This window comes from uncultured Dietzia sp. (genome assembly GCF_937873725.1).
In the GTDB taxonomy this organism is placed as follows: Bacteria; Actinomycetota; Actinomycetes; order Mycobacteriales; family Mycobacteriaceae; genus Dietzia.
Genome location: NZ_CALMYY010000101.1, coordinates 67,673 through 91,440, shown reverse-complemented (window position 1 = coordinate 91,440; position 23,768 = coordinate 67,673). Strand labels below are relative to the sequence as shown.

Genomic DNA, 23,768 nt, shown 5'->3' with positions numbered 1-23,768 from the left:
GCCCGGGCTAGAACATCGCGCCGGGGTTGAGGATCCCCTGGGGGTCGATCGCGTCCTTGATCCGGCGGCTCAGGGCCATGACGTCCTGCCCGAGCTGGGCCGGCAGCCACGGGGCCTTGAGCCTGCCGACGCCGTGCTCCCCGGTGATCGTCCCGCCCATCGAGATGGCCAGGTCCATCACCTCGCCGAACGCCTGCTGGGCGCGGGCGGCGAGGTCGGGGTCGTCGTCGGACAGCACGATGATGGGGTGGGTGTTGCCGTCCCCGGCGTGGGCGACCAGCGCGATCGGGACGTCGAGCCGCGCGGAGATCTCCTCGATGCCCGCGACCAGCCGCGGCAGGGCGGGCAGCGGGACGCCCACGTCCTCGAGCAGCAGCGAGCCGATCTTGCCCAGGCTCGTGAACGCGGCCCGACGCGCGACCGTGAACTGCTCGCCCTCGTCGGGGTCGTCGGTGGACACGACCTCCGTGGCGCCGTGCGCGCGGAACGCCTCGGCCATGAACTCCGTCTCTGCCTGCCGGTCGGCGCCGGTGAGGTCGGACTGCGCCAGCAGCATCGCCCCGGCGGTGGTGTCCAGGCCCATCCGCAGGTCCGCCTCGACGGCGCGGATGGAGACGGTGTCCATGAACTCGAGCATCGCCGGGCGGATCCGGCGCGTGATCGCGAGCACCGCCTCGCTGCACGCCACCACGTCGGGGAAGATGCCCACGACGGTGGAGCGCGGGGGCTGCTCCGGCAGGAGCCGGAGGATGATCTCGGTGACGATGCCGAGCGTGCCCTCGCTTCCGACGAACAGCTTGGTCAGGCTCAGCCCGGCGGTGTCCTTGAGCCTGGCGCCGCCGAGCCGGACCGCGGTGCCGTCGGCCAGCACCACCGTCAGCCCGAGCACGTAGTCGGTGGTCACCCCGTATTTCACGCAGCACAGGCCGCCGGCGTTGGTGGCGATGTTGCCGCCGATCGAGCAGATCTCGTACGACGACGGATCCGGCGGGTACCAGAGCCCGTGCTCGGCGACGGCGCGCTTGACCTCGGCGTTGAGCAGCCCAGGCTGGACGGTCGCGGTGCGGGTGACGGGGTCGACGACGACGTCGCGCATGAGCTCGGTGGAGAGCACGATCCCGCTCTCTACGGCCGTTGCGCCCCCGGACAGGCCGGAGCCCGCGCCGCGGGGCACCACCGGGACGCCGTGCTCGCTCGCCCAGCGCATGACCTCCTGGACGTCCTCCGTGGTGCGGGCCCTCACCACCGCCAGCGGCATTCCCGGGTCGGGCGCCTTGGCCCAGTCCTGGCGGTAGCCCTGGAGCACGTCGGGGTCGGTGACCACGCTCGCGCCGCCGAGGCGGGCGCGCAGGTCGTCGAGGGCGGTCGGGGACGCTCCGGCGGAGGGGTCGCTCATGGCACCGAACGTACGCCGGATCGCCGGCGGCCGAGACCTGCCCGGCCGCCGCGCCCCGCCATGATCTACTCTCCGGATGTGGCCATCAGGCCACGCCGCACGTTCTCCATCGGGGGAAGCCGGTCAAAACCCGGCACTGGCCCGCAACCGTAGGTCGCGCTCGACGCGACGAGTCGGAATGCCCGAGGAACGACGTTTCGGCTCCACACCGTCGGATGACACGGTACGGAGCTTCCGGGATCCCCGTCGGGGGCGATCGGTCGTGCCGTGGGCGTCCGCCTTGCGAAAGGCCCTCACGGCTCATGACCACCCTGACCCACGCACCCCGTCGCCGGGCGCTGCTCTCACGGACGAGCGCGGTCCTCGTCACCGTGGGCGTCGCCCTGTCGACCGGCGTCGCCACCTCCGCCGCCGCCCCGCTGGACGCCGGCGAGCTCTCCTCGGTCTCCGGGTTCCTCTCCGCCCAACTCGCCTCGGGCGGCGACCACTTCTCCACGACCTTCGACGGCATCGACTACCCGGATCACGGGTTGTCCGCGGACGCCGTGCTGGCGCTCAACGCGATCGGCGCGGGCCGCGCCCAGGCGGACGCCACGACGGCCTACCTGCAGCAGAACGTCGGCGGCTACATCGGCGCCGGGGGCGAGACCTACGCCGGTGCCACGGGCAAGCTGCTCGTCGTGGCCGCCTCGCAGGGCGTGCCGCCGACCTCGTTCGGCGGCGTGGACCTGGTGGCCCGCCTCGACTCGACCCTCACCCCGTCGGGCAGGTTCAGCGACGTCTCCGAGTGGGGCGACTACTCCAACACCCTCGGCCAGTCGTGGGCGATCATCGGCCTGAGCCGGGTCGACCGCGGCCCCGCCGCGTCCGCGGTCGACTTCCTGCGCGATCAGCAGTGCCAGGACGGCGGGTTCCGCTTGGACCTCGGTGGCACCACACCGTGTGTCTCCGATCCGGACGCCACCGCCATGGCCGTCCAGGCGCTGGTCGCCGCGTCCGACCGGACCGACCCCGACGTGGCCGAGGCCGTCGCCTACCTCGGCGACCGGATGGGCGCCGACGGCGGCGTCGGCGGCGCGGGCCCGACCTCGGCCCCCAACGGCAACAGCACGGGCCTGGCCGCCGCGGCGTTCGCCGCCGCGGGCGACACGGCCCGCGCGGGCCGCGCCCGCTCGTTCCTGGGCTCCCTGTTCTTCGGCTGCGACTCCCCCGCCGCGCTGCGGGGCGGGATCGCCTACGACGCCGCCGCCCTGGCCGCCACCGAGTCGTCGGACCAGGTCCGGCGCACCACCGCGCAGGCCGCCGTCGGCCTGTCCGGCCAGTCGTACGTCACCGTCTCGGCGGCCGGGAACGCCGCCGCTCCCGGTGCGCTGGACTGCGCGGGCGCGGGCGGCCCGTCCGGGACCGGCTCGCTGGGATCGCTGGGTCTGTGATGACGGTCAGCAGTGGCGGCGCTCGTCGTCGTCGCCTCTCACAGGTCCCCGTCGCCGCGCTCGCGGCGGGCGCCGTGGCGGTCCTCTGCGGGGTGGTCGCCCCGGCGCCTCAGGCGCGGGCGCAGGCCACCCCCTGCGCGGTGACCGAGGTGACGGTGGTCGTGGCCGGTCAGGGCACGGGTTGCGCGCCGGCGGGCCTGGACGGTCTGACGACCCTCCGGCGTGCCGGCTTCTCCGTGACGATGGTGCAGACCCAGCCCGGGTTCATCTGCCGCATCAACGGCACACCGGCGTCCGACCCGTGCGTGACGACCCCCCCGGCCGACTCGTACTGGGCCTATTATCACGCCCCACTCGGGGGGACCTGGCAGTACAGCACCCTCGGGGCCTCCGCACGCACGGCGGCCGCCGGCACGGTCGAGGGGTGGGCGTTCGGCGACGGCGCCCGTCCCGGGTCCGTTCCCACCGCACCGAGGACCCAGGTCGCCACGACGAGGCCGTCCAGCTCGTCGACGCCGCCGCGGACCACCACGCCGTCCGGCGGCAACCAGGTCACCAGGGCGACGACACGGCCGCCGGCCCCGACGGCGGTGGACGCCGGCCCCCCGGCCGGTCCCGGACCCGGGGCCGGGTTCGCAGGCGCGCCGGCAGGACCGGACGCCGGGGCCGCGGCCTCTCCCCCCGACGACGCGGGCACCGGCGCGCCGCCGGTCGCCGACGCGGGGTCCCGGGCCGGCCCGGCCGAACCTGCCCGTCCGGGCCAACCGGCCGGCCCGGACACGCCGGTCCCCGCGGACCTGCCCGCCGCCCCGGACGCCGCCGAGGTCACCGACGAGAGCGGCGCCCCCGGCGGGGACGCGCTCGCCGCCGCCCCCGGCGCGGGGACCGACACCGTCGGCCAGGAGGTCCTCGCGCAGAACGCGGACGGCGGCGGGATCTCCCCGTGGCCGTACGTGGGTGCGGCCGGGTTCCTGGCGGCGCTGGTCGCGGCCGGCGCGGTGGCGGCACGCCGATCCCGGCAGTGAACGCGACCCCGTCGGGGATCGTGGGCGCCCGGCACCGCACCTCGCGGCGCCGGGCGCTCCACCCCTGGGCCTGGTGGATCTGGGCTCTGTCCCTGGCCGGGATCGCCGGGATGACCACCAACCCCGTCGTCCTGGCGACGATCGTCGCGGTGCTCGGCTACGTGGTGGCGGCCCGCCGCCTCGACACCCCGTGGGCGCGGGCGTTTCGGCTCTATCTGGTCCTGGCCGGCGTCGTGATCGCCATCCGCGTGGTCATGCACGTCCTGGTGGGACTCAAGACCGGGGAGATCCTGGTCCTCCCGCTGCCCGAGGTCGAGCTCCCGGACTGGGCGGCGGGGATCACGGTCCTCGGGCCCGTCATGCTCGAGGGGCTGGTCGGGGCGGCTCTCGCGGGGGCCCGTCTCGCCGTCATTCTCGTGGCGGTCGGTGCGGCCAACTCCCTGGCCAACCCGCGCCGCCTCGTCCGGTCCCTCCCGTCGGCCCTCGGCGAGGTCGGTACCGCCCTGGTCATCGCCGTGTCGGTCGCGCCGCAGCTGGTCGAGTCGGTGTTCCGGGTCCGCCACGCCCGGGCGCTGCGCGGGGAACCGGCGCGGGGCCCCCGCGCGTTCGGGCGCACCGCCCTTCCCGTCCTTCAGGACACCCTCGACCGTTCGCTCCGACTGGCCGCCTCCATGGATGCCCGCGGCTACGGGCGCCGCGCCCGGACGCCCGCCGCCGAACGCCGTCTCACCGCGGCGCTCACCCTCACCGGGCTGTGCGGCGCCTGCGTGGGGACCTACGTGGTCCTCGACGGGACCCTGCCCGCCGAGGTGGGGATCCCGCTCCTGTGTGCCGGACTCGCCGCCGCCGCCGGGGGGCTCGCGCTGGCCGGTCGCCGCCGTACCGTCACGACCTACCGGCGCGACCCGTGGGCCCGGCCCGAGTGGGTCACGGTCGCCTGCGGGGCGGTGGCCCTCGCCGCCACCGCCGTGGCCGCTCACCTCGATCCCTCCTCGCTGTCCGTGCCGCTGTACCCGCTGGCGGCACCCGGGGTGCCGGTCCTCGTCCTGGCCGGTCTCGGCGTGGCCGCGCTCCCGGGATTACTCACTCCGCCCCCCCCGCCGACCGCCTCGAGGCGACCGTCGCGCGGGGCCCCCAAACGCCAGGAGGCCCACCGTGTCTGACGCCCCCTCATTCCGGACCGGCCGGACCCCGTGGTCGACCGACCCCGTCCTCGAGCTGGACCGGGTCACCGTCGAGTACGAGCACGACGGCAGGCTCATCCCACCCGTCCTGCGCGACGTCCGCCTCAGCCTCGACGAGGGCGAGATCCTGCTCGTGATCGGCCGCACCGGGGTCGGCAAGTCGACCCTGCTGGGGGCGATGACCGGGGCGGTCCCGCACTTCACGGGCGGCCGCCTGTCCGGGACCGTCCGGGTGCTCGGCCGGGACACCCGCGCCCATCCGCCCCGCACGCTGGCCGACGTGGTGGGGGTGGTGGGGCAGGACCCGATCTCGGGGTTCGTCACCGACACCGTCGAGGAGGAACTCGCCTACGGGATGGAGCAGCTGGGACTCGGCCGCGCCCTCATGCGCAAGCGGGTCGAGGAGACCCTCGACCTGCTCGGCATCGCCGAACTGCGCGACGTCCCGCTCGCCGAACTCTCGGGTGGCCAGCAGCAGCGCGTCGCGCTCGGTGCCGTCCTCACCACGCGGCCCGGCCTCGTCGTGCTCGACGAACCGACATCCGCCCTGGACCCCAACGGCGCGGAGGACGTCCTGTCCACGGTCACCCGGCTCGCCCACGACCTCGGCGTGACCGTGGTGATCGCCGAGCACCGAATCGAGCGCGTCCTGCAGTACGTCGACCGGATCGCCCATGTCGGCCCGGACGGCCGGGTCCTCGTGGGTGATCCCCGTACCGTGATGAGCTCGAGCGATGTGGCCCCACCCGTGGTCCAACTGGGTCGGTGGGCCGGATGGAGTCCGCTGCCGCTGTCCATCCGCGACGCCCGCCGAGTCGGGACCGGCCTGCGCCGGGAGCTCTTCGACTCCGAGGAGCCCGCTCCGAGCGGGTCCGGAGCCCGAGCCGGAGCCGGCCGCGGGTGCTCCGGCACACCGGCCCTGCGCGCCGACGGGATCGTCGTCGACTTCGGCGAGGTGCGCGCCGTCGACCGCGTCGACCTCAGCCTGGACCCCGGCCGGGTCTGCGCCCTCATGGGACGCAACGGCTGCGGCAAGTCCACGCTCCTGTGGGCGCTGCAGGGCACGGGGCGGCGGACGGGAGGGCGGGTGCGGGTGCCCGGTGGCGATCCCGGGGCCACCGACCCGCGTGATCTCCCGGCGCCGACGCGCCGCCGCCTCGTCGGGCTGGTCCCTCAGTCGCCGTCCGACCTGCTGTGCCACCCGACGGTCGCCCGGGAGCTCGCCGCCTCCGACGCCGAGACCGGCTCCGACCCGGGGACCACCCGGCGGACCCTGGACACCCTCGCCCCGGGGGTGCCGGACGAGCTCCATCCGCGCGACCTCTCGGAGGGCCAGCGGCTGTCCCTCGTGCTGGCGATCCAGCTCACCGCGCGGCCCGGGGTGATCCTCCTCGACGAGCCCACCCGGGGCCTGGACTACACCGCCAAGGCCGCGTTGTCCTCGGCCCTCCGGCACCTGGCCGCGACCGGCCACTGCGTCGTGGTGGCCACCCACGACGTGGAGTTCGCGGCGTCGTGCGCGGACCGGGTGCTCGTCATGGCCGCGGGCGAGATCGTCGCCGACGGTCCCGCCACGGACATCCTCGCGGGCTCCCCCGCCTACGCTCCCCAGGTGGCCAAGATCACCTCGGGGGTGGAGGACGACAGCCGGTGGCTCACCCTCGCCGACGTCGAGGCGGCGCTCCCCGGCGGTCCGCGATGAGGCCCGTCGTGCCGCTTCGCCCCCGGTCGGTCGTCGCGTTGGTCCTGGTCGCGCTGACCGGGTTGGCGATGTTCCTCTGGCCGCTGCTCGTCGGGCCGGGGTCCACCTTCTCCGGCGACGCCGCGGCTCCCCTGTTCTTCGCCCTCTGCCTGCCGCTGCTCATCGCGGTGGTGCTCGCCGAGATCGCCGAGGGCGGGCTCGACGTCAAGGCGGTGGCGATGCTCGGCGTCCTCACCGCGGTGGGGGCCGCGGTCCGCCCTCTCGGTGCGGGCACGGCCGGCTTCGAGTCCGTCTTCTTCGTCCTCATCCTCGGCGGGCGCGTGTTCGGCCCCGCCTTCGGATTCGTCCTCGGTTCGACCACCCTGTTCGCCTCGGCGTTGCTCACCGGCGGGGTCGGACCGTGGCTGCCGTTCCAGATGCTCGCCGCGTCCTGGGTCGGGCTCGGCGCGGGCCTGCTCCCCCGCGTCCGCGGGCGCGCCGAGGTGCTGCTCCTCGTGATGTACGGAGCGGTGGCGGCGTTCGGCTACGGGTTCCTCATGAACCTGTCGTTCTGGCCGTTCACGATCGGTCCGGACACCGCCGTGTCCTTCGTCGCCGGAGCCCCCGTCGCGGAGAACCTCCACCGCTTCGTCCTGTTCACCCTCTCCACCTCGATGGGATGGGATCTGGGCCGCGCGGTGTTCACCGGGATCCTCATCGCGGTGACCGCCACGGCGGTGCTCGGCGCGCTCCGGCGCGCCTCCCGCCGGGCCGCCTTCGGGGTGCCCGCGCGGTTCGGGGACGGGGACTGACGCCCGTCGTGGGGGCGGGCGCTCGTCGTGGGGGCGGGCGGCGGTCACCGGAAGTCACGGCTGCGCCCGATCGCCATGCCCAGGTGGAGCCGTTCGATCTTGTCCGCCACCACGCTGACCGCGCCCGACCGGTTCTCCACGGTCCCCCGGACGACGAGCGCGGGGGCCGAGGAGACGATCGGCCGGTAGCGCGCCCACAGCCCGACCGAGCACACGATGTTCGTCATCCCGGTCTCGTCCTCGAGGCTGAGGAAGGTCACGCCCTCCGCGGTGGCGGGCCGCTGCCGATGGGTGACCGCCCCGGCGACCTCCACGCGGCTGCCGTCGGGGACGTGGGCGAGCCCGGCGGTGGTGCACACGCCGCGGGAGTCGAGCCACGGCCGCGCGTGGACGGTCGGGTACTCCTCCGGGCTGATGCCGGTGGCCGCGAGGTCCGCGGAGGTGAGCTCGAGGACGCTCATGCCCGGGAGCGCCGGGGCGTCGACCTGGCTGAGTCCGGGCAGCATGCCGGGCTTCTCGCGGGCCGCGGTGGCCGCCGACCACAGGGCCCCCCGCCGGCCGCCCGTGCCGAGACAGTCGAGCGCCCCGGCCGTGGCGAGCGCCTCCATCTGCCGGACGGTCAGCCCGGTGCGTCCGGAGAGGTCACCGGCAGAGGTGAAGGGTCCGTGGGTGTCGCGTTCGTCCGCGATCGCCGTGGCCAGATCCGCGCCGATCGCCCGCACGGACTCCAGGCCGATCCGCACCTCGGTGCCCCGGTTCTCGCAGGTGGCCCCGCCGAGGGAACGGTTGACGCACGGCCGGTGCACGGTGACGCCGTGGCGTCGGGCGTCGGCCACGAGCGACTGCGGCGAGTAGAAGCCCATCGGTTGGCTGCGCAGCAGGGCCGCGCAGAAGATCGCCGGGTGGTGGCACTTGAACCACGCCGAGTAGTAGACGATCGCCGCGAAGGACTGGGAGTGGCTCTCGGGGAAGCCGTAGTTGGCGAAGGCGCACATCTTCTCCCAGATCCGCTCCCCCACCTCCGGGCCCGTCTCCGGCGTCCCGGGCGGGCTCGTGCCGATGCCGTGGAGTTCCCGCATCCCCGAGAAGAACCGCTCCCGCAGCCGCGACATCTTCTCGGGCGAGCGCTTGGCCCCCATCGCCCGGCGGAGCTGGTCGGCCTCGGCACCGGAGAACCCCGCGATCTCGGTGGCGATCTGCATGAGCTGCTCCTGGAACAGCGGGATGCCCAGCGTCCTTCCCAGGGCCGTCTCGAGCGCGGGGTGGTCGAACACCACCTTCTCCCGCCCGTTGCGACGACGGATGTAGGGGTGCACGGACCCGCCCTGGATGGGGCCGGGCCGGATGAGGGCCACCTCCACCACCAGGTCGTAGAACGTCCGCGGCCGCAGCCTGGGCAGGGTGGCCATCTGCGCACGGGACTCCACCTGGAACACGCCCACCGAGTCGCCCCGGCACAGCATGTCGTAGATCGCCGGGTCCGCCAGGTCCAGCCTGGCCAGGTCCACCTCGAGGTCCTTGTGCTCGGCCGCGAGGTCGATGGCGTGGTGCAGCGCGGTGAGCATGCCGAGTCCCAGCAGGTCGAACTTGACCAGCCCGACCGCCGCGCAGTCGTCCTTGTCCCACTGCAGGACGGTCCGCCCGGGCATGCGCGCCCACTCGACGGGCACCACGTCGGCCACCGGTCGGTCGCAGATCACCATGCCCCCGGAGTGGATGCCCAGGTGCCGGGGCAGACCGACGAGCCGCCGGGCCAGCGCGAGGACGTCGGGCGGGACGGCGTGTTCGGTGGCCTCGCGCTCGTTGTTCTTCAGTCCCGACCACCGGTCGACGCTCTTGGACCACGCGTCCTGCTGCCCGGTGGAGTAGCCCAGCGCGCGGGCGACGTCGCGCACCGCCGACCGCCCCCGGTAGGTGATGACGTTGGCCACCTGCGCGGCGTGGTCCCGCCCGTAGCGGGCGTAGACGTACTGGATGGCCTCCTCCCGGCGGCCGGACTCGATGTCCACGTCGATGTCGGGCGGGCCGTCGCGTTCCGGGGACAGGAACCGCTCGAACAGCAGGTGCGCGCCCACCGGGTCGACATTGGTGATCCCCAGGGAGTAACAGACCGCCGAGTTGGCGGCCGAGCCCCTGCCCTGGCAGAGGATGCCCTCCCGACGGCAGAACTCCACGATGTCGTGGACCACGAGGAAGTACCCGGGAAAGCCCAGGTCGGCGACCACCCGCAGCTCGCGGTCGATCTGGGCGTACGCCTCCGGCGCCTCCTCGCGCGTCCCGTAGCGTCGTCCGGCCCCGGCGTAGGTGAGCTCGGCGAGCCTGGTGTCCTCGGTGTACCCGTCGGGGACGTCGAACGGCGGCAGCTCGGGGGCGATGAGCCTCAGGTCGAACGCGCACTCCCCGCCCAGCCTGGCGGCCCCGGCGACGGCGTCGGGCCAGCGGTCGAACAGCTCCGCCATCTCCTCCCCCGAGCGCAGGTGCGCCCCGCCGGCCGCGGGCAGGTGCGCGGCGTGGGTCTCCAGGGCGTTGCGCGCCCCGAGCGCCGCCATGACGGAGGCCAGACGCGCATCCTCCGGCCCCGCGCAGTGCGCGGCGGTGGTGGCCACGACGGGCAGCCCCGACTCCGCGGCGAGCGCGGCCAGCGCATCGCACCGCTCGGTGTCCTCGGGGACTCCGTGGCAGGTGAGCTCCACGACCACCCTGTCCCGACCGAACAGCGCGACGAGCTGGGCCAGCGCCGCGCGGGCACCCCCGGTGTCGAACCCGGCCGCGCCCGGCCCGTTCCGCTCGAGGGCCCGCCGCACCCGACCCCGGCGGCACCCGGTGAGGACGTACCAGTGGCCACCGGCGGCCTCCGCGAGCTCGGCGAGCTCATATCTCGGTTCCCCCTTGGCGCCGCCCCTGAGGTGGGCGCGGGCGATCGCGCGCGAGAGCCGCCGGTACCCCTCCCCGCCGCGGGCCAGGACCAGCAGGTGCTCGCCACCCTGGAGGGAGAGTTCGGCTCCGAACACCGTATCCAGCCCGAGCTCGGCGGCCGCCTCGGCGAAGCGGACGACCCCGTACAGCCCGTCGTGGTCGGTGATCGCGAGCGCCGTGAGCCCCAGCTCCGCGGCGGCTTCCGCCATGGCCTCGGGGGAGGAGGCGCCGTCGAGGAAGCTGAAGGCGGTGTGGGCGTGCAACTCCGCGTAGGGCACGCGCCCCGGCGTCCGGGGCCGCTCCGGCGGCGTGTACCCACCCCGCTTCCGCGACCAGGCGGGGGCGTCGCTGCCGTCACCGGGATGCGGGTTCTCCGGCCCGCGCGGGCCGGGCCGCCCGGACAGGACGCGCTCGAGCTCCGACCAGGTCCCGGGTCCGTGGTACCAGTTCACCGGGACCCACCCGCCCGGTGCCGGTGGGGACGGTCAGAGCGGGGTGAGGGTCTCCACGACCCACGCCGAGGCGTCGGTGGGCGGTTTGCGGCAGCTCTGGGAGCGCGGCGGGAGCGGGCGCGTGCCGGCCTCGACGCGCCACGCGCGTCCGTCGGTGTGGTGGACCACGGCCACGCCCGGGTCGACGGGGTCGAGGACGACGACGAGGTCGTCGATCCCCGCATCGACGCCGGAGTCCCGGACGGCGACCTCCGCCACCTGCCCGACCGGCGGCCACGTGCTGCGTCCCCGCAGATTGTCGGTGACCACCCGGCCGTCCAGCTCGGCCTCGACGATCCGGGCCGCCTCCGCCGTCTCTGCGGGCCCGTAGGTGTACCCGGTGCCGGGCAGCAGGAGTACCGGGGCGAAGCGGTGCCCCCCGGTGTGGGAGCACTCCCACACCGCGGCGTCGGTATCGAGCGCGGCCAGCCGCCCACCGACGAGCGCCTCGAGCCCGGCCGCGACCGGGCGCCCCCGCACCGCGCAGCACTGGTCGCGCTTGGCGTGGGTACACACGAGCGGGACCGGCGCGGCGACCTCGCGGGTGCCGGCCACGTGCGCGCCGGGCGTGAGGTCCAGCCCGAGCATGTCCGCGGGGCCGTCGACGCGGCCGGTGCGGATGCTCCGCCGGCCGGGGCGGGTGTCGCAGAGATAGAAGCGGTGCCGGTCGAGCTGCTGGCCTTCCCTGCCGGGCCGCCGGATGAAGAGCATGCGGGATCCGCAGGCCGCGACGTGCTGCTCGAGGCGCTGCGACAGGTCCGCACCCAACGCCTCACCGTCGAAGATGTCGCGGCCCCAGCGTCCGGGGACCTCCAGCAGCACCCACGACTGCTCGTGGGCGGCGGTGCCGGCCGGCGGCTCGTCGGTCGACTGGAAGGAACACCAGGCCGGGCGGAGGGTGGGATCGATATCTGACACGCCCCCATGGTGCCCCACCCGGGAGAAGGCTGTAACTGTAGACACCTTGTGGGACAAAAGTGACCAGAGGGACTTAAGCTGGGGGCATGCGCACCCGACATCGCCGCCTCGTCGCGGCCGCCGCCCTCACCGCCGCCGCGTCCCTGGCCCTGGCGGGATGCGGGGCCGACTCCTCGACCGACGCCCCCGCCACGAGCCAGACGACCACCGCGGGATCCTCTCCCGCCGCACTGGCCCGGTCCCTGGCACAGGACGAGACCGAGACCTCCAACCCCTCGCCCGCGGACTCCGCACCCAAGAGCGAGGACGGCGTCGAGCGCGCCCGGCTCGTCGTGACCGAGATCCGCGTGGGCGACTACCAGGGCAGGGACCGCGTGGTCTTTGAACTCGACGGCCAGGGGGTTCCGGGGTACTCCGTGGACTACGTCGCCGCCCCCGCGCAGCAGGGCAGCGGCTTCCCCGTGGAGGTGGCCGGCGACTCGTTCCTCCAGGTGACGATCCGCGACCAGGTCCTGCCCACCGAGACCGACATGACGGAGGTCGCCGTGGGCACCGTCACCGCCGACGAGGCGACCGGGGTGGCCGGGGTCGCCTTCGCCGGGCAGTTCGAGGGTCAGGCCCAGGCCGTGATCGGGCTCGAGGGCACGGACCGCGCCTTCTCCGCCTTCCTCCTGCAGAACCCGACCCGCCTCGTGGTGGACATCGATCGCTGAACCGGCCCGACGACCGAGGGGGCCCGCGTGCCCGTTCATTCGTAGACCCCCTCGACCGTCCAGCGCCCCTGGTCGTCCCCGAGCAGGCAGCAGAGCAGCAACGCCGCCGTCAGCTCGGGGACGACCTGCATCCGGGCCCTCGGTCGACGGGGCCCGCCACCGGGCGCGGGCTCCCACCAGGCCTCGTCGATGGGCCACGGCCTGGACCACCCGAGCAGCGCGCACCGGTGGCCGCCCACCTCGATCGACCCGGGCCGCCCGGTGAGAAGGCCCCGCGGGCCCACCCCGACGGCGGCCCCCGCCGCGGTACGCAGCACGACTCCCCCGGCGAGGGGGACGCCCGCCACGACCCCGGCCCCGGGGTCACGACCCTCCCGCAGCTCCAACCGGTAGCCCGGACCCGGCCACACCACCGACGGCGACGGCGCCGGTAGCGCCCCCGGCCACGGGCCCGTGGTGACGGGATCGGCCGGGGCGTCCCCGTACGGCAGGGACCGCACGCGATCGCCCGGACCGCGGCCGCCCACCGCCACGGGGACGCGGACGGACTCGGGCCCGAGCAGGCCCTGGACCCGGACGAGCGCGCGGTGGACGCGCGCCTCCGCCAGGCCCGCCTCACCCCACAACCCCTCCTGCACACGGCCCGCGGGGACCACCTCCACCGGCTCGAGGACGAGGGCGGTGACGGCCCCGCCGGCACCGCCCGCGATCGCGGTACCCGTGAGCCAGCCCTCCAGCTGCCACCGCAACCGGTCGGCGGTGCCCTCCGGGGTCAGGGGCGCGGAGCAGCGCCACACCCGGTGGACCTCCGTTCCCCCCTCGATCCGCGCGGTGATGGACAGGCGCAGGCACGCGACCCCCGCCGAGGCGAGGACGGCGTGCAGCTCCCCCGCCAGCCGGCGGCCGAGGAACGCCGCCTCGTCGACCCGCTCCAGGGGCGGCTCGCACCGGTGCTCGACCGCCGAGCCCGTGGGCACCGCGGACACCGACGGGGGCCGCCACGGCACGGCGCGCGCGAGGCGGTGCGCCACCGCACCCGCCCCGCCGAAACGGGTGGCGACGTCCCGCGGCGGGAGGGCGGCGAAGTCCCCGAGCGTCCGCACGCCGAGCCGGCGCAGCAGCCCGACCAGCTCGGACAGCTCGTCCGGATCCCCCAGCGCCGGCTCCACCACGAGCGCCTCCACGGGCAGGCCGGAGAGATAGCCGGCGTCCCCACCCGGTTCCAGCAGCGCCGAGCCACGCGCGCCGAGCACGGCCGTGGGCAGCTCGTCCGCCAACCCCACCTGGCACTCCGTCCCGGCCGCCGCCACCGCATCCACGACCCGCGTGACGACCTCCTCGACACCGCCGTGGAAGCGGAGCGCCCCGGCAGCCGAGAACACGAACAGCCCGGGCCGCAGCACCTCGATGCCCGGGACCACGGCGTCCAGCGCCTGCACCACGGGCTCGAACCACACGGCGTCCCGCCCCGGGTCCGCCGCCACCACGACGAGTTCCGGGCACCGGAACTGCGCCTCGCGCCGGCGCAGCCCGCGCCGCACCCCGACACCCCGCGCGACGGCGTTGCACGCGAGCACCCCGCGGGGGCCGACCACCGCGAGCGGCAGATGCAGACCGTGCCCCTCGGCCCGGGCCGCCGCGACCGCCGGCCAGTCCGGGCACCACACCGCCATGACCCGCGGGCTCATCCCGCCGCCACCCATTCCGCCGTCCGGGACGGGGCCGCCCGCCCGGAGCACCGCACCGTGGTGGACACGGAGGCCAGCCGGCCCGCGCCCGTGCCCAGTCCGCCGTAGCGGCAGTGCCGGCCCGCCAGCACGAGCTCCGCGCCGGGCCAACCCGGACCCACGAGCAGCACCGCGCCCGCCGCCCGCACCCGACCCGCGACCACGCGGGCCCGGGACGGGGGGACGGCCGCGACGGCGGGCCCCAGCAGGACCAGGTCCAGCCCGTCGAGCAGCACCGACACCACCGCGGCCGGGTCCGGCCCCGCGTCCGGGACCAACGCCAGGCAGTCCAGCCGGCCGCCCTGCTCCGCCACCGCCGCCACACCCAACTCCGGCCAGCCCACGACCGCGCACCGGGCCCCGGCCGCCGTGGCCGCGGCCAGCAGACCCACCCGGAGGCCGGCCCCGCCGGACACCACCGTGACGTGGCCGGCGGGCAGCACCCCGCCCGGCAGCAGGGACGCCACCGCGCGCGGAACGGCCACGCCCGGAACGGCGGGGGCGGCGCCCGGGGCGGCGGGGGCCCACCCGGCCCCCCCCCCCCCCGCCCCCCCCCCACGGGGGGCCGGGGGGGCCCCCCCCCCCCCCCCCCACCCCCGGCCACGCCCGGAACGGCGGGGGCGGCGCCCGGAGCGGCGGGACCAGCCGGGACCGCCTCCACGGGCGCACCCGAACGCGTGGCCGCGGGCGGACCCCCACCCGGCATCGCGGCGAGACGCCGACGCAGTTCGGCGACACGATCCGCGGTGCCGAGGTCAGACAGGCCCGGAGTCGCCGGGTCGGCAACAGAAGCGCTCACTACCATCACCGGAACCCCCCGCCTCGGACGACACGCCGACCGGCGCGCCAATCGAACTATTTTTCGACTACCACGAACAGTGAACACCACGGGTACGACACAGCGCAAGAACACCTGTTCGATACGGGTTTTCCTCGTCGTCGTCGCCCCTCGTTCACACCGAGCGCCTACCCTCGGTGACCATGAAGGCCTCCATCGGGAACCGCATCGTGCTCATCGGCGCCGGGGACGTGGGCGTCGCCTACGCCTACGCGCTCGTCAACCAGGGACTGGCGGACCACCTCGCCATCATCGACATCGACCGCGACAAACTGGCCGGCGAGGTCATGGACCTCAACCACGGCGTCGTGTGGGCGCCCTCGCCCACCCTCGTCACCGAGGGGGCCTACGCCGACTGCACGGACGCCACCATGGTGGTGATCTGCGCCGGCGCGGCCCAGCGGCCCGGCGAGACCCGGCTGGACCTGGTGGGCAGGAACATGACGATCTTCGAGGCGATCGTCGGAGACGTCATGGCCACCGGTTTCGACGGCATCCTGCTGGTGGCCACCAACCCCGTGGACATCCTCGCCCAGGCCACGTGGCGCTACTCCGGCCTGCCCGCCGCCCAGGTGATCGGCTCGGGCACGATCCTCGACTCGGCGCGCTTCCGGTTCATGCTCGGCGAGTACTACGGCGTCGCCCCGATGAGCGTGCACGCCTCGATCATCGGCGAGCACGGGGACTCCGAGCTGCCGGTCTTCTCCTCCGCCAACGTCTCCGGGGTGCCGCTACGCCGGGACCTCGACGGGGACCCGACCAAGCGGGAGCGGCTCACGCAGATCTTCGGCGAGACCAGGGACGCCGCCTACCGGATCATCGACTCCAAGGGCTCCACCAGCTACGGCATCGGCATGGGCCTGGCCCGCATCACCCGCGCCGTCCTGCGCAACGAGCAGGTGTCGCTGCCGGTCTCCACCCTGCTGCGGGGCGAGTACGGGCAGGACGGGATCTTCATCGGCGTCCCCGCGGTGATCGGCCGGACCGGCGTGCAGCGCGTGGTGGAGCTGGAGCTCGACGCCACCGAACGGGAACAGTTCGCCCGCAGCGCGGGTGCGCTGCGGGCGGTGTCCGGGCAGTTCGAGATACTGCGCTGAGTCAGAGGGCCCGCTGAGTCAGAGGGCCCGCAGCCAGTCGAGCACCGGGCCGGAGACGACCCCCGCGAACTCCTCGTACCCGCCGGCCCCGGGATGCGCCCCGTCACCGGCCGCGACCTCGCGCATCCACGCCTGCCCGGACAGGATGGCGTCGAACGTCGGCACGTACGGCACCCCGGTCTCGGCGCAGACGGCGGCCATCGCGGTGGACCGGGCGGCGATCCGCTCGTTGACGTCCTCCCACACCACCGGCGGCGGGCCCACCACCAGCAACCGCCCCTCGGGAGCCCGGGCGATCATCCCGCGCAACGCCGCGACCGTCCCCGCCTCGTCGACGCGGAGCGCTCCCTCGTGCACAAACACGTCGTTCACCCCGAACTCCGCGATCACCGCGGTCCCCGGCCACGAGGCCAGCCGCCGGTCGACCTCGCCCCACCGGGCCAGGATCATCTCCGAGGTGTCCCCGCCGATCCCGGCGACGGTGGCGTCGAGCCGCAGGCCCACCCGGGCACCCTCCGCGACCAGGTGCCCCGTCCAGCCGCAGCCGGTCTCGTCGCCGAAGCCGGCGACGAACGAGTCGCCGATGATGCACACCGGGATGTCGCGCGGTCCACTCACGTGGACCACGGTAGCGGCGCACCGGTGGCGGGCGGCGGGGAACGCTCAGTCGAGGTGGCGGGACTGCGCCCAGCGGGTGAGCGCGTGCCGGTTGGACTGTTGGGTCTTCCGCAGCACGTTGGAGGCGTGGGTCTCCACCGTCTTGACCGAGATGAACAGCTCCTCGGCGATCTCCCTGTAGGTGTAGCCGCGGGCGAGCAGCCGGAGCACCTCCTTCTCGCGCGGGGTGAGGGAGTCGACCTCGGGGTCGTGGACGGGCTCGCCGCGATCCTCGGGGCCGGGGGCGGCGCGGGCGAACGCGTCCAGCACGAAGCCTGCCAGTCGCGGCGAGAACACGGCGTCGCCGTCGGCCACCCGGCGCACGGCGTCGGCGAGCTCGTCGCCGGAGATGGTCTTGGTGACGTAGCCGCGGGCTCCGGCCCGGATCACGGCGATCACGTCCTCGGCGGCGTCCGAGACGCTCAGCGCGAGGAAGGTCGGTTCCGGGGCCCGGGCGGGTTCGGCGACGCGACCCGGGTCGGACCCGAGCACCGAGCGGAGCACGGCCACGCCGCCGCCGTCGGGCATGTGGACGTCCAGCAGGACCACATCGGGCCGGACCCGGCCGATCCCGGCGATCGCCTCGGCCACCGAGCCCGCCTCCCCCACCACCTCGACCCCGGCCTGGCCGGCGAGTTCGGCGCGGACGCCGCTGCGGAACACCGCGTGGTCGTCCACGAGGAAGACCCTGCTGGCCCTGCCGTCGACCTCCGGTGCGTCCGTCATTCGCCCTCCAGCGGCATCTCGATCCGGATCTCCGTCCCGCGCCCGAGCGTACTGCGCACCGCCACGGTGCCGCCCCGGCTCTCCACCCGGTGGCGGATGGACCGGGCCAACCCGTGCCGGTCGCCGTCCACCGCCTCGGGGTCGAAACCGCACCCGCGGTCGCGGACGAAGGCGCTGAGCACCCGGCCGTCGTTCTCCACAAAGACGTCGGCGGTGTCGACGCCGGCGTGCTTGGCCACGTTGACCAGGGCCTCGCGGACGGCCCCCAGTACGGCCTCCCCGACCTCGCCCACCGGCCCGTCACCGCCCACCACCACCTGGTCCACGCGCAGCCCGTAGGCGTCCTCGACGTCTCCCGCGATCACCTCCACGGCCCCGGCCACGGTGGTCGCGCCCGAGGACATCCGGGACCCGGCGCCGAAGAGCCACTGCCGCAACTCGCGCTCCTGCCGGCGGGCCAGCCGCAGCACCTGCCCCGGCTCGTCGGAGCGCTTCTGGATCAACGCCAGCGTCTGCAGCACGGAGTCGTGCAGGTGCGAGGCGATCTCGCTGCGCTCGGCCTCGCGGATCCGGGCCGCCCGCTCCTCCTCCAACGACCGCCACAGCCGAAGCCCCACCGGGATGCTGAGCAGCACCACCCCCACGAGGGTCACCAGCACCGCGAGGAGGGACGACCGCAGGGCGGCGAACTCGACCTGGCCGAGCACCACGACGGCGAGACCGACGACGACGAGGGTGGCACCCGCGGTGACCCTGGCCCAGTCGACGACGGACCGCGGGGCGACCCTCCCCCCACCGTCGTACTGCTGCCAGACCAGCCCGGCTCCCAGGGCCACGACGAGGACGGGGACCATGACGTTCAGTCCCGTCGCGGTGGTCAGCATGATCGACAGCACCGAACCCGCCAGCCCCACGGCCGCCAGCGCCATTCCGCGTCGCCGCTCGCGCCCGTCCGGCGCGGCGGCCCCCTCCCGGGCCGCCCCGGACGGGGTGAGGGCCCACAGCGCGGCGTAGAGCAGCACGCCCGCGCCGGACAGCGTGGCGAGCAGGACCATCGCCAGGCGGACGGAGGTGACCCGCACCCCCAGATGGTCGGCGAGGCCGGCGCACACCCCCGCCACCACGGCGCCGTCCGGGATCCGGTCGAGCGTCGGGTACCACCGGGCCCCGACCGGCCGCGCGACCGGGGTCCGCGCCGGGTGCTCGACCGTATCCTCACTCATGTACGCCATGGTCACAGACGGACCCCGGGGGGCGCATCGGGGTCCGACCCCGAGGTTCCCGGGGTCCGGATCTCAGGGTCGGTCCCCGATGCGTCCGCCCGCCCGGCCGAGCACGATGGGATCATGTCCAGCACGAGTAGTCCCGACCTCACCTCCGAGCTCCGCTCCCTGTGGCGCACCCGACCCGTCCGGACGCCGGACGACTCCAGGATCGCCGGGGTCTGCGGAGGCTTCGGTCGGCGCTACGGCGTGGACCCCGTCCTCTTCCGCATCGCGTTCGTGATCGCCGCGCTCTGGGGCGGGGCCGGGGTGTTCCTGTACGCCCTGGCCTGGCTGCTCCTGCGCTCGGCCGGTGACGAGGTGTCGAAGGGGGAGGCGCTGCTCGGGAAGGGCCGGGCATCGGGATCCAAGGCGACCGCCGTCGTCCTCGTCGTCGTCGTCCTCCTCAGCGCCCCCACCTTCGGCGGTTCCGGTGAGGCCTTCTTCGTCGGCGCCGGGTTCCTCCTGGCCGCGGCCATGCTCGTCGGGTGGTACGCACTCCACCGTCGCACCCCCACGCCGCCGGCAGGGTGGGCGGAGGCGACCGCCGTGCGGCCCCCCTCGGCGGGCACCGGAGCCCCCGACGTCGCCGACCCCGGCGCCCCGTTCGGCCCGCCCGTCCCACCCTCGTGGGACCCCCTCGGCGCCGCGCCGTTCGCCTGGGATCTCCCCGACCCCGCGTACACCCCCCTCCCCGACGCCCCGCCGGCCCCGCCCCGGTCCCGACTGACCACGGTCACCCTCGGGCTGGCGCTCATCGCCGTGGCGGTCGCCGTCGGGCTGACCACCCTGGGCGGGGTGACCTGGCTCGAGCCGACCAGGATCGCCGCGATCGCCCTCGCCGTGGTCGCGGTCGGGTTGCTCGTCGGCGCCGTCACCCGCACGGGGCACGGGCTGCTGGTGGTGGCCGGCCCACTCGCCGGGTTCGTGCTGCTCGCGTCGCTGATCCAGGTCCCCGAGGGCGGCTGGGAGGGCGCCGGCGACCTGCGCGTCGAGATCACCGGACCCGCCCAGCTCGACACCCCGGTGACCCACGAGTTCGGCGACGTCACGGTGGACATGCGCGGGCTCGTCCTGGACCGCGACCGCGGCTACCGCATCACCAACGAGGTCGGCGAGGTGCGGGTCCTCCTGCCCGCCGGGCTCGACGTGCAGGCGACCTGCCGCACCGACATCGGCCGGGTGGAGTGCCCCGAGAGCGCGGGACCCGACGCCGGTGGCCCCGTGTTGACCCTCGACGTCACGACAAATCTCGGCGACGTCGAGGTGACCCGATGAGCGACGCGGATCGTGCCGACCGGAACGCCGACCAGAACGCCCACGACCACACCACCGGGAGCCCCGACATGACCACCGTCCCCGACCGGCCGCTCCACGATCCGCTCCCCTACGGGACCGGCACCACCCCGGTGCCGCGGCGCGAACGGCCCGGGTCACCGGTCCTCGCGGTGGCGGGGCTGCTCTCCCTGGGTGTCGCCGTCTGGGCGATCCTGGGCGCGCCCATGCTCACCTCCACCGTGGTGGTCTCCGCCGCACTGGTGCTGCTGGTGCTGGTCGGGCTGGCGATGGTCGTGCGCCGCTGACCCCCGGGGCCGCGTCAGGGCCGCGCCCGGGTCACTCCCACTCGATGGTGCCCGGCGGCTTGCTGGTCACGTCCAGCACCACGCGGTTGACGTCCGGGACCTCGTTGGTGATGCGGCTCGAGATCAGCGCGAGCGTCTCGTACGGCACGCGGGTCCAGTCCGCCGTCATGGCGTCCTCGGAGCTGACCGGGCGCAGGACGATCGGGTGACCGTAGGTGCGACCGTCGCCCTGGACGCCCACCGATCGGACGTCGGCCAGCAGCACCACCGGGCACTGCCACACCGAGGAGTCCAGGCCCGCGGCGGTCATCTCCTCGCGCACGATCGCGTCCGCCGCGCGCAGGGTCTCGAGCCGGTCGCGGTCCACGGCGCCGACGATCCGGATGGCCAGCCCCGGTCCCGGGAAGGGGTGCCGGCCGACGATCGCCTCGGGCAGTCCCAGCTCGCGGCCCACGGCGCGGACCTCGTCCTTGAACAACAGGCGCAGCGGCTCCACCAGGGAGAACTCGATGTCGTCGGGCAGCCCGCCCACGTTGTGGTGGCTCTTGATGTTGGCCGTGCCCGCGCCCCCGCCGGACTCCACCACGTCGGGGTACAGGGTCCCCTGCACGAGGAAGTCGACGGAGGAGGCCGGGCCGTCGTCGGAGCCCTGGAGCTCGAGGGCCTGCGTGACGGCCCGCTCGAACGACCGGATGAACTCGCGGCCGATGATCTTGCGCTTGGACTCGGGGTCCGTCACGCCGGCCAGGTGCCCGAGGTAGGTCTGGGAGTCGTCGAGCGTGATGAGGCGGGCGCCGGTGGCGGCCACGAAGTCGTTCTCCACCTGCTCCCGCTCCCCCGCGCGCAGCAGACCGTGGTCGACGAACACGCACGTGAGGCGGTCACCGATGGCCTTCTGGACCAGCGCGGCCGCGACGGCGGAGTCGACGCCACCGGACAGGCCGCAGATCGCCCGGCCGTCGCCGACCTGCTCGCGGACGGCCTCCACGAGCTGGTCCGCGATGTTGGACGCGGTCCACGTGGGCTCCAGGCCCGCCACCTCGGTGAGGAAGCGGGTGAGCACCTGCTGACCGTGCGGCGAGTGCAGGACCTCGGGGTGGTACTGGACGCCGGCCATCCGGCGCTCGACGCATTCGAACGCCGCCACCGGTGCCCCCGGGGAGGTCGCGGTGACCGTGAACCCCTCGGGCGCGGTGGTGACCGCGTCGCCGTGGCTCATCCACACCGGGTGGTGCTCGGGCAGGCCCGCGTGCAGCAGCCCGCCGGACACCGTCACGTCGGTGCGCCCGTACTCGCGGCTTCCGGTGTGCGCGACCTCCCCACCCAGCGCGCCGGCCATGGTCTGGAAGCCGTAGCAGATGCCGAACACGGGGAGCCCGAGCTCCAGCACGGCCGGATCGAGCGACGGGGCGTCCTCGGCGTAGACGCTGGCGGGGCCCCCGGACAGGATCAGGGCCACCGGATCCTTGGCCCGGATCTCGTCCACCGTCGCGGTGTAGGGGATCACCTCGGAGTAGATCCTCGCCTCGCGCACCCGGCGGGCGATGAGTTGCGCGTACTGGGCGCCGAAGTCGACGACCAGGACGGGGCGGGGGGCCGCCGCTTCGGCGGTGATCTGGGAGTCGGTCTGCGCGTTCTCGGCCACGGACCAGAGTCTAGGCGTCGGACCCCGTCCACCGAACTCGCCCCACGCGACGGGTGGAGCCGTCCACACTGGACCACAGCACGGGGCCGGGCTCTGGCGGCCACCACGACCGACGGGGGAAGTCACCATGGAGCGGATGACGGGTTTCGACGCGAGCCTGCTGTACCTGGAGACCTCGCAACAGATGCTCGTGGTGGGCGGGATCCTCATCGTCGACGTCTCCGCACTGGACTTCGAGTACACCTTCGACCGGGTCCGGACGGAGCTCGCGCGCCGGGTCAAGGAGATCCCCGAGTTCCGCCGGAAGATCTACGACTCGCCCCTCAACCTCGGCCACCCCGCGTGGGTGGAGGAGTACGACCTCGACGTGACCCAGCACGTCCGACGCGTCGTGGTGGACGCGCCGGGCGACGACGACGCCGTGTTCGAGATGTGCGGAACCCTGAGCAGCCGCCCGCTCGACCGGTCGAGGCCCCTCTGGGAGATGTGGGTGCTGGAGGGGTTGGCCGCTCCCGGCACCATCGCCGTCTTCTTCCGCGCCCACCACGCGCTGCTGGACGGAACGAGCAGCGCCGCGGTCCTCCGCAAGCTCAGCGCCGCCGGGCAGAAGCCCTCCTCCCGCGACCTCGACCTCGTCCGGACCCAGGCCGGAGGTGCCAACCCGCTCCAGCTGATCACCGGCGGGCTGTGGGACTTCTACGTCCGCCGCCCGGTCACCATCGCCCGGTTACTGCCCGAGGCCGCCATGCTGCCGATCCGGCTGCGGAAGGCCGCCGGGACGAGGGCGGCGGGGAAGAAGACCGCGCCGCGGGAGGTCCGGGACCCGGACGCCGGCGCGGGCACCGGGACGCACGAGGCGGTCGAGGCCGACGACGAGGTGGCGCCCAAGGCCGCGCCCTTCACCGCCCCGAGGACCCGCTTCAACGCGACCATCACCCCGCACCGGGCGGTCTGGGGGACGACGCTCGACCTGACGGAGATCAAGGAGATCAAGTCCGCCTTCGGGGTCACCGTCAACGACGTGTTCCTCACGGTGGTGGGCGGAGGGCTCCGCCGCTACCTCAGGCTCTACGACGACCTGCCCGAGAAGCCGCTCATCGCCGTCGTCCCCGTCTCGACGCGCGACGACGACGGCACCCAGGGCAACAACAGGGTGACCGTGCTGTTCGCCTCGCTGGGGACCGACATCCCGGACCCGGTCGAGCGCCTGCGGGCGGTGTCCGCACGGACCCGCCGCGGCAAGAAGCAGACCAGGAGCGGCATGCGCCCGGACTTCATCCAGGACCTGGCGACCCTGGCCCCGGCCGCGCCCCTGTCGCTGCTGATGCGCCTGTACGGCGACTTCCACCTGGCCGACCTGCACCCGGTCGTGCACAACCTCGTCGTCTCCAATTTCCCCGGCCCCAGGGGGAAGCTGGACTTCCTCGGCGCCCGGGTCAAGCACATGTATCCGCTGGGCCCGCTGATGCACGGCTCCGGGTTGTCCGTGACGGCGATGTCCCTGGGCGGCCAGCTCGACGTGGGGATCAACGCGTGCGAGCACCTCGTCCCCGATCCGGACCTGTTCGCCGACGGGGTCCGCGAGTCCATGGACCGGTTGCTGTCGCTCACCAGGCAGCGACAGGCGGCGCCGGAGCCCACGATGTCCGGGGAGGAGTGAGCCG

19 protein-coding genes and 1 riboswitch are annotated in these 23,768 nt (G+C 74.6%); of the genes, 10 read left to right on the top strand and 9 right to left on the bottom strand.

The annotated features are described in order from the left end of the window. Positions 1 to 7 precede the first annotated feature (7 nt). Positions 8 to 1,396 (bottom strand): FAD-binding oxidoreductase, encoded by a 1,389-nt coding sequence (locus tag Q0444_RS10805; protein WP_291080854.1) that lies wholly within the window; start codon positions 1,394 to 1,396, stop codon positions 8 to 10. A gap of 112 nt (positions 1,397 to 1,508) precedes the next feature. Then, positions 1,509 to 1,580: riboswitch (cobalamin riboswitch) on the top strand. A gap of 118 nt (positions 1,581 to 1,698) precedes the next feature. Here Q0444_RS10805 and Q0444_RS10800 point away from each other — a divergent pair. From Q0444_RS10800 to Q0444_RS10780, 5 genes are read left to right on the top strand one after another with little or no spacing between them, the layout of a single operon-like run. Then, complete coding sequence (locus Q0444_RS10800; protein WP_291080856.1) at positions 1,699 to 2,829, top strand: prenyltransferase/squalene oxidase repeat-containing protein; 1,131 nt, start codon at positions 1,699 to 1,701, stop codon at positions 2,827 to 2,829. Continuing rightward, positions 2,829 to 3,854, top strand: a complete 1,026-nt coding sequence (locus Q0444_RS10795) for a hypothetical protein (RefSeq protein WP_299023223.1) — start codon at positions 2,829 to 2,831, stop codon at positions 3,852 to 3,854. Before Q0444_RS10800 ends, Q0444_RS10795 begins: the two co-directional genes overlap by 1 nt. Continuing rightward, a complete protein-coding gene (locus Q0444_RS10790; protein WP_299023222.1) occupies positions 3,851 to 5,017 on the top strand; it encodes an energy-coupling factor transporter transmembrane protein EcfT in 1,167 nt (388 codons plus the stop codon). The genes Q0444_RS10795 and Q0444_RS10790 overlap by 4 nt, the downstream gene beginning before the upstream one ends. Beyond that, positions 5,010 to 6,740: an ABC transporter ATP-binding protein gene (locus Q0444_RS10785; protein WP_299023221.1), complete on the top strand. Its 1,731-nt coding sequence runs from the start codon at positions 5,010 to 5,012 to the stop codon at positions 6,738 to 6,740. Before Q0444_RS10790 ends, Q0444_RS10785 begins: the two co-directional genes overlap by 8 nt. 8 nt (positions 6,741 to 6,748) lie before the next feature. Beyond that, positions 6,749 to 7,531: an ECF transporter S component gene (locus Q0444_RS10780; protein ID WP_299023220.1), complete on the top strand. Its 783-nt coding sequence runs from the start codon at positions 6,749 to 6,751 to the stop codon at positions 7,529 to 7,531. 44 nt (positions 7,532 to 7,575) lie between these two features. Here the strand turns inward: Q0444_RS10780 and Q0444_RS10775 are convergent, their stop codons facing one another. Both Q0444_RS10775 and Q0444_RS10770 read right to left on the bottom strand, forming a co-directional pair. Beyond that, a complete protein-coding gene (locus Q0444_RS10775; protein ID WP_299023219.1) occupies positions 7,576 to 10,899 on the bottom strand; it encodes an error-prone DNA polymerase in 3,324 nt (1,107 codons plus the stop codon). A gap of 33 nt (positions 10,900 to 10,932) precedes the next feature. Beyond that, positions 10,933 to 11,856, bottom strand: a complete 924-nt coding sequence (locus tag Q0444_RS10770) for a sucrase ferredoxin (protein WP_299023218.1) — start codon at positions 11,854 to 11,856, stop codon at positions 10,933 to 10,935. Positions 11,857 to 11,942: 86 nt separating this feature from the next. Between Q0444_RS10770 and Q0444_RS10765 the strand changes: the two genes are divergently transcribed. Then, the gene (locus tag Q0444_RS10765) at positions 11,943 to 12,569 is read left to right on the top strand and encodes a hypothetical protein (RefSeq protein ID WP_291080651.1); all 627 of its coding nucleotides are present in this window, start codon (positions 11,943 to 11,945) and stop codon (positions 12,567 to 12,569) included. A 35-nt stretch (positions 12,570 to 12,604) separates the two neighbouring features. On the opposite strand, the gene Q0444_RS10760 is transcribed toward Q0444_RS10765, so the two are convergent. Together Q0444_RS10760 and Q0444_RS10755 are read right to left on the bottom strand one after the other, a co-directional pair. After that, the gene (locus Q0444_RS10760; protein ID WP_299023217.1) at positions 12,605 to 14,257 is read right to left on the bottom strand and encodes a DNA polymerase Y family protein; all 1,653 of its coding nucleotides are present in this window, start codon (positions 14,255 to 14,257) and stop codon (positions 12,605 to 12,607) included. Beyond that, complete coding sequence (locus Q0444_RS10755; protein WP_291080655.1) at positions 14,254 to 14,781, bottom strand: hypothetical protein; 528 nt, start codon at positions 14,779 to 14,781, stop codon at positions 14,254 to 14,256. The genes Q0444_RS10760 and Q0444_RS10755 overlap by 4 nt, the downstream gene beginning before the upstream one ends. 496 nt (positions 14,782 to 15,277) lie before the next feature. On the opposite strand from Q0444_RS10755, the gene Q0444_RS10750 reads away from it, so the two are divergent. Then, positions 15,278 to 16,231 carry an L-lactate dehydrogenase gene (locus Q0444_RS10750; RefSeq protein WP_291080657.1) on the top strand — a complete coding sequence of 318 codons (954 nt, stop codon included), beginning with the start codon at positions 15,278 to 15,280 and terminating at the stop codon, positions 16,229 to 16,231. A gap of 18 nt (positions 16,232 to 16,249) precedes the next feature. Here the strand turns inward: Q0444_RS10750 and Q0444_RS10745 are convergent, their stop codons facing one another. From Q0444_RS10745 to Q0444_RS10735, 3 genes are read right to left on the bottom strand one after another with little or no spacing between them, the layout of a single operon-like run. After that, positions 16,250 to 16,849, bottom strand: a complete 600-nt coding sequence (locus Q0444_RS10745) for a GDSL-type esterase/lipase family protein (RefSeq protein ID WP_291080659.1) — start codon at positions 16,847 to 16,849, stop codon at positions 16,250 to 16,252. 45 nt (positions 16,850 to 16,894) lie between these two features. Beyond that, positions 16,895 to 17,614: a response regulator transcription factor gene (locus Q0444_RS10740; protein ID WP_291080661.1), complete on the bottom strand. Its 720-nt coding sequence runs from the start codon at positions 17,612 to 17,614 to the stop codon at positions 16,895 to 16,897. After that, the gene (locus Q0444_RS10735) at positions 17,611 to 18,837 is read right to left on the bottom strand and encodes an ATP-binding protein (protein ID WP_299023216.1); all 1,227 of its coding nucleotides are present in this window, start codon (positions 18,835 to 18,837) and stop codon (positions 17,611 to 17,613) included. Before Q0444_RS10735 ends, Q0444_RS10740 begins: the two co-directional genes overlap by 4 nt. A 123-nt stretch (positions 18,838 to 18,960) precedes the next feature. On the opposite strand from Q0444_RS10735, the gene Q0444_RS10730 reads away from it, so the two are divergent. Together Q0444_RS10730 and Q0444_RS10725 are read left to right on the top strand one after the other, a co-directional pair. Beyond that, on the top strand, positions 18,961 to 20,154 hold the full coding sequence (locus Q0444_RS10730) for a PspC domain-containing protein (RefSeq protein ID WP_291080665.1): 1,194 nt from the start codon (positions 18,961 to 18,963) through the stop codon (positions 20,152 to 20,154). Continuing rightward, the gene (locus Q0444_RS10725) at positions 20,151 to 20,459 is read left to right on the top strand and encodes a hypothetical protein (protein WP_291080667.1); all 309 of its coding nucleotides are present in this window, start codon (positions 20,151 to 20,153) and stop codon (positions 20,457 to 20,459) included. The genes Q0444_RS10730 and Q0444_RS10725 overlap by 4 nt, the downstream gene beginning before the upstream one ends. A gap of 31 nt (positions 20,460 to 20,490) precedes the next feature. On the opposite strand, the gene guaA is transcribed toward Q0444_RS10725, so the two are convergent. Continuing rightward, complete coding sequence (guaA, locus tag Q0444_RS10720) at positions 20,491 to 22,104, bottom strand: glutamine-hydrolyzing GMP synthase (RefSeq protein ID WP_291080669.1); 1,614 nt, start codon at positions 22,102 to 22,104, stop codon at positions 20,491 to 20,493. A gap of 136 nt (positions 22,105 to 22,240) precedes the next feature. Between guaA and Q0444_RS10715 the strand changes: the two genes are divergently transcribed. Next, positions 22,241 to 23,764, top strand: coding sequence for a wax ester/triacylglycerol synthase family O-acyltransferase (locus Q0444_RS10715; protein WP_299023215.1), 1,524 nt, complete (start codon positions 22,241 to 22,243; stop codon positions 23,762 to 23,764). The last annotated feature ends 4 nt before the right edge of the window (positions 23,765 to 23,768 follow it).